Source organism: Tautonia sociabilis (assembly GCF_003977685.1).
In the GTDB taxonomy this organism is placed as follows: Bacteria; Planctomycetota; Planctomycetia; order Isosphaerales; family Isosphaeraceae; genus Tautonia; species Tautonia sociabilis.
Genome location: NZ_RYZH01000023.1, coordinates 1 through 14,632, shown reverse-complemented (window position 1 = coordinate 14,632; position 14,632 = coordinate 1). Strand labels below are relative to the sequence as shown.

Annotated in this window: 13 protein-coding genes; 7 read left to right on the top strand and 6 right to left on the bottom strand. The window is 71.7% G+C overall.

Annotation, left to right across the window (positions count from 1 at the left end; all coding sequences use genetic code 11):
• The first annotated feature begins 119 nt into the window (after positions 1-119).
• The 4 genes from TsocGM_RS12880 to TsocGM_RS12865 all read left to right on the top strand — a co-directional run bounded on the left by TsocGM_RS12880 (position 120) and on the right by TsocGM_RS12865 (position 3,446).
• Positions 120-605, top strand: coding sequence for a GspE/PulE/PilB domain-containing protein (locus TsocGM_RS12880; RefSeq protein WP_158633528.1), 486 nt, complete (start codon positions 120-122; stop codon positions 603-605).
• Complete coding sequence (locus TsocGM_RS12875) at positions 598-1,395, top strand: ATP-binding cassette domain-containing protein (RefSeq protein WP_199756774.1); 798 nt, start codon at positions 598-600, stop codon at positions 1,393-1,395. The genes TsocGM_RS12880 and TsocGM_RS12875 overlap by 8 nt, the downstream gene beginning before the upstream one ends.
• Entirely contained in the window at positions 1,392-2,975 is a 1,584-nt protein-coding gene (locus TsocGM_RS12870) for a glycine betaine ABC transporter substrate-binding protein (RefSeq protein WP_126725785.1), read from the top strand. The genes TsocGM_RS12875 and TsocGM_RS12870 overlap by 4 nt, the downstream gene beginning before the upstream one ends.
• Positions 2,976-3,086: 111 nt before the next feature.
• Positions 3,087-3,446: a 4a-hydroxytetrahydrobiopterin dehydratase gene (locus tag TsocGM_RS12865; RefSeq protein ID WP_126725784.1), complete on the top strand. Its 360-nt coding sequence runs from the start codon at positions 3,087-3,089 to the stop codon at positions 3,444-3,446.
• Here the strand turns inward: TsocGM_RS12865 and TsocGM_RS12860 are convergent.
• From TsocGM_RS12860 to TsocGM_RS12850, 3 genes are read right to left on the bottom strand one after another with little or no spacing between them, the layout of a single operon-like run.
• Complete coding sequence (locus TsocGM_RS12860) at positions 3,436-4,500, bottom strand: hypothetical protein (protein ID WP_126725783.1); 1,065 nt, start codon at positions 4,498-4,500, stop codon at positions 3,436-3,438. The genes TsocGM_RS12865 and TsocGM_RS12860 overlap by 11 nt on opposite strands.
• A 45-nt stretch (positions 4,501-4,545) precedes the next feature.
• Positions 4,546-6,345, bottom strand: a complete 1,800-nt coding sequence (locus TsocGM_RS12855) for a lipopolysaccharide kinase InaA family protein (RefSeq protein ID WP_126725782.1) — start codon at positions 6,343-6,345, stop codon at positions 4,546-4,548.
• The gene (locus TsocGM_RS12850) at positions 6,342-7,421 is read right to left on the bottom strand and encodes a glycosyltransferase family 4 protein (protein WP_126725781.1); all 1,080 of its coding nucleotides are present in this window, start codon (positions 7,419-7,421) and stop codon (positions 6,342-6,344) included. Before TsocGM_RS12850 ends, TsocGM_RS12855 begins: the two co-directional genes overlap by 4 nt.
• A 306-nt stretch (positions 7,422-7,727) precedes the next feature.
• Here TsocGM_RS12850 and TsocGM_RS12845 point away from each other — a divergent pair, with 306 nt between their 5' ends.
• Both TsocGM_RS12845 and TsocGM_RS12840 read left to right on the top strand, forming a co-directional pair.
• Positions 7,728-9,080, top strand: coding sequence for a hypothetical protein (locus TsocGM_RS12845; RefSeq protein WP_126725780.1), 1,353 nt, complete (start codon positions 7,728-7,730; stop codon positions 9,078-9,080).
• A 348-nt stretch (positions 9,081-9,428) separates the two neighbouring features.
• Complete coding sequence (locus TsocGM_RS12840; protein ID WP_126725779.1) at positions 9,429-11,000, top strand: TolC family protein; 1,572 nt, start codon at positions 9,429-9,431, stop codon at positions 10,998-11,000.
• A 41-nt stretch (positions 11,001-11,041) separates the two neighbouring features.
• On the opposite strand, the gene TsocGM_RS12835 is transcribed toward TsocGM_RS12840, so the two are convergent.
• From TsocGM_RS12835 to TsocGM_RS12825, 3 genes are all read right to left on the bottom strand, one after another.
• Positions 11,042-11,509, bottom strand: a complete 468-nt coding sequence (locus tag TsocGM_RS12835; protein ID WP_126725778.1) for a hypothetical protein — start codon at positions 11,507-11,509, stop codon at positions 11,042-11,044.
• Between the two features lie 273 nt (positions 11,510-11,782).
• On the bottom strand, positions 11,783-12,826 hold the full coding sequence (locus TsocGM_RS12830) for a hydantoinase/oxoprolinase family protein (protein ID WP_126725777.1): 1,044 nt from the start codon (positions 12,824-12,826) through the stop codon (positions 11,783-11,785).
• Positions 12,823-14,016, bottom strand: a complete 1,194-nt coding sequence (locus TsocGM_RS12825; RefSeq protein ID WP_126725776.1) for an ATP-grasp domain-containing protein — start codon at positions 14,014-14,016, stop codon at positions 12,823-12,825. Before TsocGM_RS12825 ends, TsocGM_RS12830 begins: the two co-directional genes overlap by 4 nt.
• Here TsocGM_RS12825 and TsocGM_RS12820 point away from each other — a divergent pair.
• A partial coding sequence (locus tag TsocGM_RS12820) for a HisA/HisF-related TIM barrel protein (RefSeq protein WP_158633527.1) occupies positions 14,006-14,632 on the top strand: 627 nt, incomplete at its 3' end. The genes TsocGM_RS12825 and TsocGM_RS12820 overlap by 11 nt on opposite strands.

The window sequence follows — 14,632 nt, the reverse complement described above, 5'->3', positions numbered from 1 at the left end:
ACGCACCCCCTCCACCCCCGGCGAGGACTCCTTCCCTCGTCGATCTTCCGCATCACCACCGATCCGAACGGGTATTCCGGGGCTGCCTCGCTCGATCGCGCAGCCCGATCCCGGCTTGTTTGAGGTCGGCCGAGACCATACGATCCAACCGGAGATCGATCAAGAGGAACCGGGAGGCCTGTGAGACGTGTCCGGGTGTCGGGAGGATCGAGTGCCACCACTCCCCGGGAAGAGCCGTCGATCGGCCCTCCGCCGGCGCCCGACTCCCCGACCGTTCGCCGAGGGTCCTTCGGAGGGATGGCGAGGCGCAGGGCGGAGTCGCCCGGCATCGACGTCATCGACCCTCAGCCCCGGTCATCTCCCGCCAGGAGATCGAGGCCCAGCCCGCCCGACCGGCCCGGGAGGAGGACGTCGTCCCGGCGTCCAGCTCCGGAGGGGCGTTGATCGTCTCGGTCGAAGACCTGCTCGACGTCGCAATGCTCGATCATCTCCGTTTCCATTGCGGCCTTTCCGTCTTGCCCGTCGCGGCGGACGCCGACCAGATCCGGGCCGTCGAGAGGGGGCACGACTCCGACGATGACCCGCATGGGGAGACCGGTGACTGAATCCTCGACCATGATCTCGGCCCGAGCCGTCTCGAAGTCCTTCGACGGCGGGCGGACCCAATCGGTGCTCGACCTCGATCTCGACGTCCGTCCCGGCGAGTTCCTCGTCCTGCTCGGCGAATCGGGCAGCGGGAAGACGACCACCCTGAAGATGCTCAACGGGCTGATCCCGCCAAGCTCGGGGGCGATCGTCGTCGACGGCGAGGACATCTCCCGGGTCGATCAGGTCCGGCTCCGTCGGCGGATCGGCTACGTCTTCCAGGGGATCGGGCTCTTCCCGCACCTTTCCGTCGCCGAGAACGTCGCCCTCGTACCCACCCTGCTCGGTTGGCCCGCCGAGGAGCGAGAGCAGCGGGTCGACGAGTTGCTCCGGTTGGTCCACCTCGATCCGGAGGTCTACCGAGACCGCGCCCCCTCCGAGCTCTCCGGCGGCCAGCGCCAGCGCGTCGGCATCGCCCGGGCGCTGGCCGGTCGGCCGAGAATCGTCCTGATGGACGAGCCCTTCGGCGCCCTCGACCCGATCACCCGGGACCACCTCCAGATCGAATACCAGAAGATCCATCGGGATCTCGGCCTGACGACCGTGATGGTCACGCACGACATCACCGAGTCGCTGCTGCTGGCCGACCGGATCGCCGTCATGAACGGCGGCCGGCTCGTGCGGCTCGGCGAGCCGGCCGAGCTGATCGCCGAGCCGGGCGACCCCTACGTCGCCCAGCTTCTCGAAACGCCCCGGCGCCAGGCCGAACGCCTGGGAGACCTGCTCGACGCCGGCAAGGGGGCCCGATGAACGCGAATCTCGCCCGACAGCTGGAACTCCTGCCGCTGAACCTCTCGCACCACGTGAAGCTGACGGTCATCGCCCTGGCCATCGGTGTCGTCGCGGGCATCCCTCTGGCGATCCTCATCGCCCGCAAGCCGGCGCTGCGCTCCCCGGTCCTGACCACCATCGGCGTGATCCAGACCATTCCCAGCCTCGCGCTGCTGGCGTTGATGGTCCCGTTGCTGGCCGTGGTCAGCGACCTGTCCTCCCGGCTGATCGGCTCCGGCTTCTCCTCCTTCGGGCTGTACCCGGCCGTGCTGGCCCTGTCGCTCTACAGCCTGCTGCCAATCGTCCGCAACGCCGTCACCGGCATCCTGGGCGTCGACCCGACGCTCACCGAGGCCGCCCGGGGCCTCGGGATGACCGACCGGCAGACGCTCCTCCGCGTCGAGCTGCCCCTGGCCGCCCCGGTGATCGTCGCCGGGCTGCGCACGGCCACGGTCTGGGTCGTCGGCACGGCCACGCTGGCCACCCCCGTCGGCCAGCGATCGCTGGGCAATTACATCTTCAGCGGTCTGCAGACGCGGAACTGGCTTGCCGTCCTCTTCGGCTGTGTGGCCGCCGCCTCCCTGGCCGTGACGCTCGACCTGCTCATCGGCAGTCTGCAGCGCGCCGTCGCCGAGCGGCGGCGGCGTCTGGCGATCGCCTCGATCGCCGGCCTGGCGCTGCTCTTCGGCGGCGGCCTGGTGGCGCCGTCGCTGGTGTCGGCCTCCCGGGGGACCTCCGGCAAGGACGCGGTGGCGATCGGATCGAAGACCTTTACCGAGCAATACATCCTCGCCTCGCTGTTCCAGCAAACCTTCGCCGACGCCGGCATCCCCGCCCGCCGCGTCGAGAATCTCGGCTCGAACTTCGGGCTCGACGCCCTGGCCAGCGGCGAGATCGACATCTTCGTCGACTACACCGGCACCATCTGGGCCAATGCGATGGGGCGATCCGGCCCTGCCGACCGTGATGCCGTGCTTGCCGAAGTCACCGACTGGCTGGCGAGCGAGCGGGGCATCCGATCGCTCGGCCGCCTCGGATTTGAGAACGCCTACGCCCTCGCCATGCGCCGAGACCAGGCCGAGGCCCTCGGCATTCGCTCCATCGCCGACCTTGTCCCCCACGCCCGAGACCTCGCCATTGGCGGCGACTACGAGTTCTTCGAGCGCCCCGAGTGGGAGGCGATCCGACGTTCCTACGGCCTCGACTTCGCCCGGGAAGACACGTTCGACTCCACCCTGATGTACCAAGCCGCCGCCTCCGGCCAGGTCGACGTCATCTCCGCCTTCACCACCGACGGCCGCATCGACACCTTCGACCTCGTCCTCCTCGACGACCCCCTCGGCGCCATCCCCCCGTACGACGCCCTCCTGCTGCTCTCCCCCCGAGTCTCCGGCCGATCGGACGTCATCTCCGCCCTTTCCCCCCTCGTTGGTTCGATCAGCAACGATCGGATGCGCGCCGCCAACGGCCTCGTCGACCGAGACACCGACAAGAAGCCCCCCTCCGCCGCCGCCTCCGCCCTTCGGAGCTGGATCGTCGACCCGGAAGGGGCCGACTGACTCTCCCGGCCGCCGGGAACCCTTCTGGGAGCGTCTTGGAGCGACGGATACAATACGAGCGTGGGCAATCCCCGGATCGTGCGGCTCCGTTCACGTAGGAGGCACCTCCCGATGAGCACCACCGCCGAGCAACTCTCCCAGAAGAAGTGCGCCCCGTGTGAGGGCGGCGTCCCTCCGCTGTCGGCGCAGGAGGCGAGGGACCTGGTCGCGCAGGTCGAGGGCTGGGTGATCTCCGACGACGGCAAGAGGATTCGCCGCGAGTGGACGGCGAAGCACTTCAAGGCCGCGATGGAGTTCCTCAACCGTGTCGCCGAGCTGGCCGAGGAGGACGGCCATCACCCCGACCTCCACCTCTCCGGCTACCGCCACGTGACGATCGAGCTGACCACCCACGCCATCGGCGGATTGTCGGAAAACGACTTCATCCTCGCGGCGAAGATCAACCGGCTCCCGATCGCGATCAGGGGATGATCCGCCCGAACAGGCCCCGGATCCCCTCCCTCAGCCTCCCGATCGGCCCCGGGGACGGAGCCGCCGCCGGCAGGACGATCACCCTCCGCCCCGGTTCGACCGGAACCGCCACGGGCCTTGACTTTGGCGCCCCCGCTCCCGAGGGGCTCTGGAGCCTCGTCAGGCTCGGCGACCCTCCCCCCGGGGCCTCCGGGGCCACCCGGGCGAGGAACTGCCGGTTGAGCCGATCCAGGTCGTCCCGGAGCGTCTCGGAGATCAGGGGGGGCGTGCCCGAGTCGGCCCGCAGGGACTTGAGGTGGTCCACCAACGCCTCCCTCCTCGGGCCGTGCAGCAGCAGCACCGCCCAGGCCCACGACTCTCGGTAGTCGGTCGGCGTCATCTCCGCCACATCGTCGATCGCCTCCAGCCTCCTCAGGTCTGGCCGCCACCCCTGGCGATATGCGGCGGCCAGCCGGCGGAAGCGGTCGACCGCCTCGCCCGGCAGAGCGGCCGGCTCAACCTCGAAGTACTCGGCCAGGCCCTCGTCGAGCCAGAGCGGCACTCGGCCCCCGGCGCGGTGCAGCAGGGCGTGCGTCGCCTCGTGCCGGAGGTCCTCCTCCAGGTGCTCCCCCCTCGCCGTGTAGACCGCCGCCTCCTCGCCAACGGCCAGGAAGAATGCCCGACGGCTGGGGAGCTCGGGGTGGTGGAAGGTCAGAAACGTGGTGAAGGCGTGCTCATCGTCCAGGATGTACACGTCGATCGGCGTCCCCTCGTCCGGCACGTCGATCCCGAGGATTCGCTCCAGTCTTCCTTCCAGCCCCGCCAGCGCCGCCAGCGCCGGGTCGTCCTCCGCCAGCGGAACGTTCGAGGCGACCCGGAACGCCCCGACCTGGGACTGGTACCGCGTCGGGATCAGCGGATGGCCGCCCCCCCCGGTCGTGGTGGTCACCTGCGGTAGGGTCGCGCAGCCGGCCGACAGGGCGAGCATCGCCGTCACCGCGAGGAAACCGGCGCGAGGGGGCCGACGCCCCGTCCTCGGGTCGGCCGGTCGATCGATCGTCGGTCGTCTCGTCATCGGGGCGGCCCTCGTCGCCGGGGTCGATCGGGAGGTGGATCCGATTCAGGAGAGCGGTCGGCCGAGCCGACGATTCCGGGCGCGCTTGCGGTCGATCCGCCGCGCAATCCGACGCCAGGTCGCCTTCCAGCGCCCGGCGGCGGCCTCGTGCTGCGGCAGGTAGGCCCGCAGCACCCGGAGCGAATCCGACCGCGACCAGCCTGGGTGCTCCGCCAGGCTCGCCAGCAGCCGGGCCAGGTTCTGCACCCGGCGATTCCGGGGCAGGGGACTGATCAGCCGGACGCCGACCAGGTCGATCAGGCTCAGGGACGGTCGGGCCGCGTCCGGGTCCCCCTCGATCAGGATGTTCGAGGCCTTCAGGTCCCGGTCCGACAGGCTCCTCGCGTGCAGCACCCGCACCAAGCCCCCCAGCGCCGCCGCCAGCCGTCGTCTCGCCGCCAGTTGCTCGGCGGGGGGGCGATGCGGCAGCACCTCGCGGAGATAGTCGCCCAGCGTGACCGCCGGATCGGCCTTTTCGGTGATCAGGAACGTCTCGGTCGGCCCCAGCGGCAGGCGGAACCGCCCCCAGCGAGCGTCCCGGCCGATCACGGCCAGGTCGGCCGGCGTCGGGAGCCCCCGGCTCCTCAGGTGGTGGTTCGCCCGCCAGGCCCGCCAGGCCCGAGACGGCCGCACGGCCGACAGCAGCGCCTCCAGCCGCTTCTTCCGATTGAAGCGCTTGGCGATCACCCGGGTCGGCCGGCCGCCCACCGTCAGCGTCCGCTCGGCCACGGTGGTCGTTCGAGACTGTTTCAGCAAGGCCGCCTCCGGCCCCTCGACCAGCGCGTCCGGAGCCTGGAGCATCGCCTCGACCTCCCGCCGGTCGACCTCCCGCGACGCGACGATCCAGCCGCGCCGGCCCCGGATCGCCTGGAACTCCTGGTTCGATCCCACACACCGCCGGGCCCGGCGCCGCCAGAGCCGCTCCGCCCAGCGGCGGGTCAGCGCCACCACTTGCCGGGTGAACCGAGGCAGGTCGCCGATGGCCTCCCCCCTCGCCCTGGCATACGCCCTCAGGAAGCGCTGCCGGTCGGCCCGGGTCGCCAGCAGCAGCGACGCATGATTGAGTCTGGCCAGGTTCGCAGCCGCCGCCGACCCCCGCAGCGGCTTGCCGAGCCGCAGGGCGTCCAGGTCGATCATCGCCAGCCAGGGGCGGTCCCCCTCGTCAAGCCGCAGCAACAGATTGCCCGGGTGGAAGTCGTCGTGCCGGATGCCCGCCTCGTGCAAACGGCCGGTCAGCGTTCCCAGGGCCTCAGCCAGGCGGTGCCGGACGACTGCCGCCCTCCTCGGCGGGAACGCCGGCAGATCCTCCCGGAGGAAGCGATCGAGCGGCGTCGCGTTCGGGATCTCGGCCGAGATCAGGTAATTGTCGAACAGGAACTTCCGCACCCGGCGCTCCCCCAGCGCCAGCGGCCGGATCGTCGGCACTCCCGCGCCCGCCAGCAGGCGGGCGCGCTTCCCCTCGTTCCTTCCCTTGCCGCGCCGGAACCACTGGCGGAGCACCTCGCGCCACGTCGGCACAAGGAAGTGCTTCACGAAGACCGCCCCGGCCGGCAGGGCGACCCGGTACACCTGCCGGTGCGGGCCGGATTTCACCGTCTCGACGATCCCCATCGCCCGCCACTCGTCGAGCCGAAGCCTCCCCCCCGGTGTCAGCAGGACCTCCCGCCACTGCGGCCGGACCCACCAGCCCACCTGGCCGTCCTGGACCCACTCCCAGCCGGGAGGGCGAAACGGCGGCCCCTCGGGCTCGAGGGGCAGGAATCGGCTTGAGGGCGAGGCTCGCCCCGAGCGGTCGACTGTCCTCATCGCGCCGCCCCCCCGGTGCGACCGGAGGGCATCGCGCCGGCGTCGACCACCGACCCGAGATGCGGCCGGGCCGCCGCCGTGGCCGATGGGCCCGCGACCGCCGCCACCACTCGTTCCTCCCAGCGATCGACCGCGTATTCCCGCTCCACCCGGGCCCGGGCCTCCCGGCCCATCCGCCGGCGCAAGGAAACATCGGCCGCCAGCCGGGAGACGGCGTCGAGCCACGCCTCGTCCGACCCCGGGAGGAACCCCGAGACTCCTGGTTCCACCATCTCCGCGTGGACCCCCACCGGGTTCGCCACCACCGGCAGCCCGGCCGCCAGGTACTGGAGCACCTTCAGTCCGCACTTGCCCCGGCTCCACAAGTCGTCCGGCATCCAGGCGATCCCCGCGTCGCACCCCGCCAGCGCCGCCGCCTCGGTCCGCTCCGACCACGGCTCGAACTCCACCGGCATCGCTCCCAGTTCCGGCTTCCGGTCGCAGATGACCCGCAGCCGCACCCCCGGCACCTCCCGGCCGATCCGGTCCCAGAGCGACCGTCGGGCCTCCATCCCTCGCAGGGTGCTCGACGACCCGATCCACACCAGCCGGATCGCATCGCCCTCGCCATGCTCCCGGATCGAGTAGGCCGACGGATCGACGCAGGTCGGGATCCGGCAGACCGCCGCGACGCTCGCGCCGGCCAGCAGCGCCCGGGCGGCGAGGAAGTCATTGCCGGCCATCACCGCGTCGGCCTGCCGTACCGTCCGGGCAAACCGCTCCCAGCGCGATCGGCTCTGCTGGCCCTTCGGATGGAACGAGTCTCGCCAGAAGACCGCGTCGTCGAAATCGAAGACCAGCCGCCGAGCCGCCCCCCTCAGCCGGTCGAATTCCCAGCCCGAGAGCAACTTCCGCTGCAAAATCACCGAGTCGTACCGGCCCGCCCCGCCCAACTGACGCCGCCGGGCGAGCGTCCCCCGGGCGATCCCTTCGATGGCCAGTTCCCAGCCGGCCCTCGCCAGCGCGGGCCCAAACGGCCGGATGCGGTAGCGGCAACAGACGTGGTCGGGGCCGTCGACGAGGGCCAGGGCCTTCATGCCGTCCTCCCTGACGGATCGCGGCCGACCTGCCAAGCAAGCGGTCGCGGGCGATGGGGCTGCCGGCGATCCTAGCAGGCTTCGCGAATTTGCCAAGGCGGATCGCGCGAGGGAGGGGAGGGGAGCTGGGGGCCTCGCGCAGAGCCGAGGCGACGTGGAAACGAGGCAGAATCACCAAGAAACGCACACATCTCCGAATCCGATTCCACTTCGTCTCCAGGCCTCCTTGGCTCCGGGGAAGAACCCTGCTAGACACCCCCCGCCCTCCCCGATAGCATCCCGGCCGTCCCCGATGGAGGCCGCCCCATGTCCTCTCTCGGCCCCGGCCGCTCGTTCCTGCTCTGGCTGTCGCTCTTCCTGCTGTTCATCGGCAACGGCCGGCTCGTTGGCGGCGGCGATGTCGTCCCGGCCATCCTTCTCCCCGTCGCCCTGCTCCGAGGCGACGGCCCGGTGCTCGACCGTTTCGCCGACGCCCTGCGCGACCCCGACGGCCGCATTCCCGGCTTCGCCACCGAGTCTCGCGGCCACGTCGTCTCCCGGTATCCCCTGGGCGCCCCGATCGTCGCCCTTCCGTTCACCCTGCCGCAACTGGCCCTGCTCGACCTGGCCGATCCCTCCTGGGAGGCCGACGGACTCCGCGCCCTCGCCAGTTGCAGGAGGATGGCCAAGAACGCCTCGGCGGCGGTCGCCGGGCTGGGGGCGGTGCTCATGGCGATGCTGCTGACCCGAATGGGCCTGGCCCGCGAGGCGGTGCCGGCGGCGGTTGTCGTGGCGCTGGGTTCCGACCACTGGGCTGTCGCCAGCCAGGCCCCCTGGCAGCATGGCTCGGCCGCCCTCTGCCTGGCGGGGGCCCTGGTCCTCCTCCGCAGGCCCGACGGCATCCCCGGCGTCACCGGCTCCCCGTCCCGGCTGGCGATGGCCGGCGCCTCCACCGCGATGATGGTCGTCTGCCGGCCGATCGACGCGGTGTTCGCCGTGGCGCTGTCGCTCTGGGCGCTGGCGAACCTCGACCGCCGAGGCCGATGGGCTTTCCACCTGCCGGCCGTCACAATCGCCGCCGCCTGGCTCTCGTACAACGTCTGGTTCTTCGATACCCCGTACGGCGGCTACGCCGACCTGGAGGAAACCCACCCCTGGGCCCACGGCACTGAGGGGACCTGGACCGGCTCGATCGGCCCGGGTCTCGCCGGGACGCTGTTCAGCCCGAGCCACGGTCTGCTCGTCTACTCCCCCTGGATCGCTCTGGCAATCGCCTTGCTCCCCGCGAGCGTCCGACACGGCCGGCTACCGCGAACCTCCCCCGAGCGCTGGCTGCTCTGGGCGCTGGTGCCGAACCTGCTGATGCTCGCCAAGTACTCCTGCTGGTGGGGAGGCCACTGCTTCGGCCCCCGGTTCTGGATCGACGCCGGGCCGATCTTCGCCGTCGCCCTCGGCCTCGGGCTGGAACGCGCCCTCCGGTCGAGCCGGGCGCTGCTGGCCGCCTTCGCACTGACGGCGGCCTGGTCGATCACCTTGCAGACGGTTGGATTCCTCTCCTATCCGACCTCCTGGTTCCGCTCCCCGACCAATGCCGACCGCGACCACGCCCGCCTCTGGCACTGGCGAGACACCGAGGTCTCCCGGGGGCTGGCCGAGGGCATCAAGCCGCGCGACTGGTGATGGAGTCTGGTGACACCTCGCTCCAGGGTCGATCGGCGATCGCGATGCGTTCGGGCACGCCCAACGCCGGCCCGGGCGATCCCCCTCGTCAGGGCGACGACCGGCGGTCGAGGCCGGCTCGAACCACCGGACGGCTGCTCGAGCACCCGTCGACGCGGCCGGTCTCCCGACCGCTCGGATCCCTCCCGAGCGGACGGCCAAGGGTTCGAGGGGATCGGCCGGACCCGGGAAAATCGGCAAAAGCGACAGAACGGGTGAGGCCGATCTAACGGGAGGGCTCATCGCGAGGGGTATCCCCCTCGGGCGTGGATCGTGCGCACCGAGGGCGATTCGAGCCGGGAGGACAGGATGGAGAGGAAATCGTGGCCCGCCTCCGCGACGCTGGCCCTGCTGCTTGGGGGGGCTGGCTGCACGCAGCCGGCGGTTCGGCCCGAAGGGGCCGAGGTCACTCAGTCCGCGCACACCGCCCTCGCCCGCACGCACAGCGCCCCCTCCCCGTCGCCCCCGCTCCGACCCGACGGACCGCTGGCCTCGGCGATCGATCCGGTCTTCGCCCCTCCCGAGCTGGAAGGGCCGCAGCCGCTCGAGGCCTGCATCCGACGCGCCCTGGCCGAGAATCGCATGGTCCAGGCCGCCCGGCTCAACGTCCTGGCGCTGCGGCACCGCATCCCTCAGGTCACGGCGCTGGACGACCCGGTCGTCTCGAACACGATCTACCCCGGCTCGTCGAACGGCCTGCAGACGGCCTCCGGCTTCATGCCCTGGAACCTGCTGGTCGCCCAGCAGTTCCCCTGGTTCGGGACCCTGGCGTTGCGCGGCCTGGCCGCCGAGCAGGACGTGCAGGTCGCCCTGGCCGAGCTGGCGGCCGCTCAGCTCGACACCGTCGAGGCCGTCAAGCGCAGCTACTACGACCTCCACTTCAACGAGCGGTCCGAGCGCATCCTGTCGGAGAACCGGGAACTGGTTGAGTACTTCCTCGAAATCGCCCGCTCGCGGTACGAGACCGGCCAGACCAGCCAGCAAGACGTCCTGATGGCCGAGGTGATGCTCACCGACCTGGACCGCGAACTGGTGACGACCCGGCAGGGAATCGCCATCGCCCGGGCCGCCCTGGCCCAGCAGCTCCACCTCAGCCCCGAGGCCGAGCTGGCCACCCTGCCCGAGGCCCCGATCGACGACGTCCCGGGCCAGATCGACCGGCTCTATCAGCTGGCCGTCGCCGCCCGGCCCGAGCTGCGGGGGCGGCTGGCGGCCGTCGCCCGCGACGAGACGGCGGTGGAGCTCGCCCGCAAGCGCTCCTATCCCAACGTCACGCTTGGCGTCAACTACGGCCTGCTCTCCACCGACGGTGCCCTCTCAGGGGTCGCCACCGGGAACGACAACATCGGCATGTTCGTCGGCTTCAACTTGCCGGTCTACCGAGGCAAGCTCGACGCGGCGGTCGCCGAGGCGAAGGCCCGGGCCGCCGCCGACGCGAAGCTCTACGAGGCCGAGCGCGACAGCACCTACCGGCAAGTCAGGGAGCTGCTGGCCCAGGCGATCGCGCAACGAGAGACGCTCGACCTGTATCTCGACAGCATCCTTCCCCGGGCCCGCCAGGCATTGGATGTCGCCTCGGCCGACTATCAGACCGGCAGCATCGACTTCCTGACGCTCATCACCGCCTGGCGCGAGGTGCTGCAGATCGAGCTGCAGGTGGCCCAGTTCGAATCGCTCCTGGGGCAGACCCTTGCCTCGCTGGAGCGGGCCGTGGGCATGCGGCTCAACGATCACCCGCCCATCCTCGGCGACTCGACCACTCCGCTCCCGACCGATGAGGTGCCGGCTCCCCCCGCCCTTCCGGGTAGCCCCGACCCCGACGAGCGGATCGTTCCCTCCCCGGTCGGAACCGGGCGAGCCGACCCTCCCGAGGCCGGTTGAGGGGGCCGACGGGGGCCGGTCCGCCGGCCCCCCGACGCGGCTCACATCCCGCCCCCCATCAGGATCGGAGGGCGTCGGAACGGCGAGCCGAGCCCCGGGCCAATCGCTCCCCGCCCCACCGGCCTCGACCGCGGGACCATCACGCGACGGACACCGGAAGGGACGGAGAGGATGGGGCCGACCATCCGGGAGGCCCCTCCGATCGGAGGCCCCATCATGCCCGCCCCTCCGATCGTTGTCACCTCGATCCGCTGGGGCCGCATCGCCATCCCCGAGCCGGCCAGGGGAGACTCCAGGCTCTGGTACGGGATGAAGCCCCCCTGGCCGCCGGCGTAGGGGATCATCGGACCGCCTCGCTGGCCATAGGCCGACGGCAAGGCGGCCGCCCCGTAGCCGCCGAGGGATCGGCGCATGCCAAGCGACTGGCCCCGGGCCTTCCCGGGGACGATCGCCAGGCTCGCCCCGATCAGGATTATGCCAACCAGAACGGTTTGACTTGCCTCGCGCATGACCTGCGCTCCTCTTGAGTTTTCCCCAACCCGAACGCTGCTGGGAATCGCGGGAGGCCGCGGATTCCCGCCTCGGAGCGGCTGGGGGCGTGACATCCCTCACCAAGACTATCGGCGATCCGAGCCAATCCGGTGTGTGCCATCAGGTCCTCCGGGGAGCGGCGCCGGCCGCCCCGGGCCCCATCAAGCCGACCGGGCCTCATCCCCAGGCTCGTTCGGTCTCCGCCGGGGAGTGCTCGAAGGATGGGCACGGCCCCCGGTTTGCCTCGGGGGTCAGGGCAGCGAGGGTTCCTGCTCGGCAGCGAGAACGACGATCGCATAGGCGCAGCCGGCCTGCGAGGCCAGCGGGCCCCAGGCGTCATCGAGCGACCGGACCGGGGAGCCGGGAGGCAGCAATCGGGAGGCGAGCCGGCGGGCGAGGAAGGAGCCGGAACCGCTGACCACAGCCCCGGCCGGGGGGCCAACGGCCGCCCGGCAGGCGCGATTCGCGGCGGCGAGCAACCTGGCCATCAGTGCCTCGTCCGCGGCTCGGGCCAGCGCGACCGCGTCCTCGGCGGAGAAGGAGTCTCGGTCGGCCGCGACCATCCGCGCCAGCCGGTCTCGGGCCGCCTCGACGGTGGCCGGGCCGCCGTCGGGGGTCGAGTCGTTGGTGGGGTCGGGGGGGATGTCTCCAAGCGTCAGGTAGACGTCCAGGGTCGCGGCGAACAACTCGGCGGTTAGGGCGGTCGGCTCTCCTCGGTGGGGGAGCTCGGCGGCCAGGGCCATCAGCGGGGTGCGCCGGACCCCCGCGTAGACCAGCTCGCCGGTCTGGAGGCGCCGGGTGTCGGTGCGGCCCCTCGCCGCGGGGAGGCCGTCCTTCAGGGGGATCAGGTCGGTGGTGGTCGAGCCGATGTCGATGAGGATTCCGGGCCCCTCGGGCAGGAGGCGAGCGGCGAGCGTCGCCAGGGCCAGCCAGTTGGCCGCCGCGGGCAGCTCGGGGCGCCGGATCGCCTCCTCGACCGACAGGAACCTCCCCTCGGTCCCCCAGACGGCGACCGGCCGGCCGGGGAACGCCTCCGAGACGGCCCCGAGGATCGCCGAGACGCCCTCGGCCTTCGTGGCGAAGCAGTCGCACAGCTCGGCCGTCATCGTCACGGCCAGGTGATCGGCCGCGGGCAACAGCCCGGCCGCTCGGCAGAGCATCTCCCGCAGGTCCGAAGGCCGTTTCCAAAGCTCGAAGGGGATGGAGATCGCCCGACCGTTGGAGTGCGCCGCCTTGATATTCGCGCCGCCGATGTCCAGTCCCAGCCAGAGGGGGAGGCCGTCTCCAGGGCTCATGATCCGATTCCCTCCTGGTCGGGGTCGAGCGTCCCATCGGCGTCGAAGCCGATCGGCCGGCCGATCCGCGCTCGGATCGGCCCGAAGAAGCCCTCCGGCAGCGACCGCCGGCTGCCGTCGAGCAGACTGAGCCAGGCCCCAGCCAGGGTCCCCGGGCCCAGCAGGGAGACGAAGGCGACCAGCGAGGTGGTCGGCCTCGGGTTCACCTCCAGCACGATCGGTTCCGACCGGCCGTCGTCGACGAAATCGATACCGACCCACCCCATCAGGCCTGGAATCGCTCGGACGACCCGGGACGCCATGCGCAACTCCCCCTCGCCGAAGGGGAGGGGGGCAGCCCCCCCCCGGTAGGAGATCCGGCCGCGATCGACCGCCGCCCGCTGGCTCGAAACCCCGATCACATGCGGCCTCCCCCCGGGCGAGACGATCATCGAGAGGCTCTTGGGGACCCCCTCGACCCACGGCTGAAGGATCGCGACCTCGGGCCGCCAGCCGGGGTCGGGCCAGTCCGCCAGGCCCGTCAGCAGGTGCGTATGGGCCGAGCCGGCGCCGTCGACCGGCTTGATCACGGCCGGGTGCTCGAGCTCCAGCCCGACTCCCTGGACCGGGGAGAGCCCCGCCATCGGCCCGGGGCCCTCGACGAACCGGCAAACGCGAGACAGCTCCGCCACCGGAAAGGTGATCCTCCTCGGCCAGCCGTCCTCCGGGACGACGGCCCGGGTCCAGGGAGTCCGGACGCCCCCCCTCCGAAACCGATCAAAGGCCATTAGCTTGTTGCCCGCCCCGGCGATCGCCCCGGATCTCGAGCCGAGCGATCGGGCGCCGAGACGTTCCAGGATTCTCGCCCGATCGAAGAGGATTCCCCCGGACTCGGGCGCGACGACGAGGGTATAATCGGCCTCGGCCGCCAACCGGGCGAACTCGTCTGGTTCCTGACCGGGCCCAACCCGGACGACCTCCCAGGAGCCCGGTCTGGCCGGCAGCCGGTCGTCGATCGTCATCGTCACGCGGACGCCCGGGACGGCGGCGAAGTCGCCCGCCAGGGCGTCTCGCATGGCTCGGCCCTCGGCGGCCAGCGTCTCGGGCAGATCCCGCCCCGCCAGGCCGCCGCCGGTGACGAACTCGTGGATCAGGACCGACCGCCCCCGACCCGATCCCCCGTCGGAGCCCCCCGATCCCATGCGGGTCATCCCTGTCCTCGACCTCAAGTCCGGCCTGGCCGTCGCCGGGATTGCCGGCGAACGCGACCGCTACGGGCTGCTCCGGGGCACCCCGGAAGGCTGCAATCCCCTGGCCTGGGCCCGCCGGTTCCGCGACCTGCTGGCCTCGGCCGGGTTCCCGGCACCTCCCGCATTGTACGTCGCCGACCTGGACGCCATCGAGGGCCATCCCCCCCACCTGGAATTGCTCTCCGAGCTGGCCGCGCAGGGCGTCTCCCCCTGGGTCGACGCCGGGGTCCGCACCCCCGACGACGCCCCCCCCCTGCTGGCCGCCGGGGTCGACACCGTGATCGTGGGGCTGGAGACGGTCGCCGGCCCCGAGGTCCTGGCCGCCATCGTCGAGGAAGCCGGCCCCGACCGCGTCTGCTTCGGCCTCGACCTGAGGGAAGGCCGCCCCCTGGTCGACCCGACCGATTCCTGGGGCACCGATGACCCGCTGGAGCTGGCTCGCCGCGCCGTCGGGCTGGGAATCCGCAAGCTCGTCGTGCTCGACCTGGCCCGGATCGGCACTGGCCTCGGGACCGGGACCGAATCCCTGATCGAATCAATCCGGGCCGCCACCCCCCCCATGCCCCTTCTCTCCCCC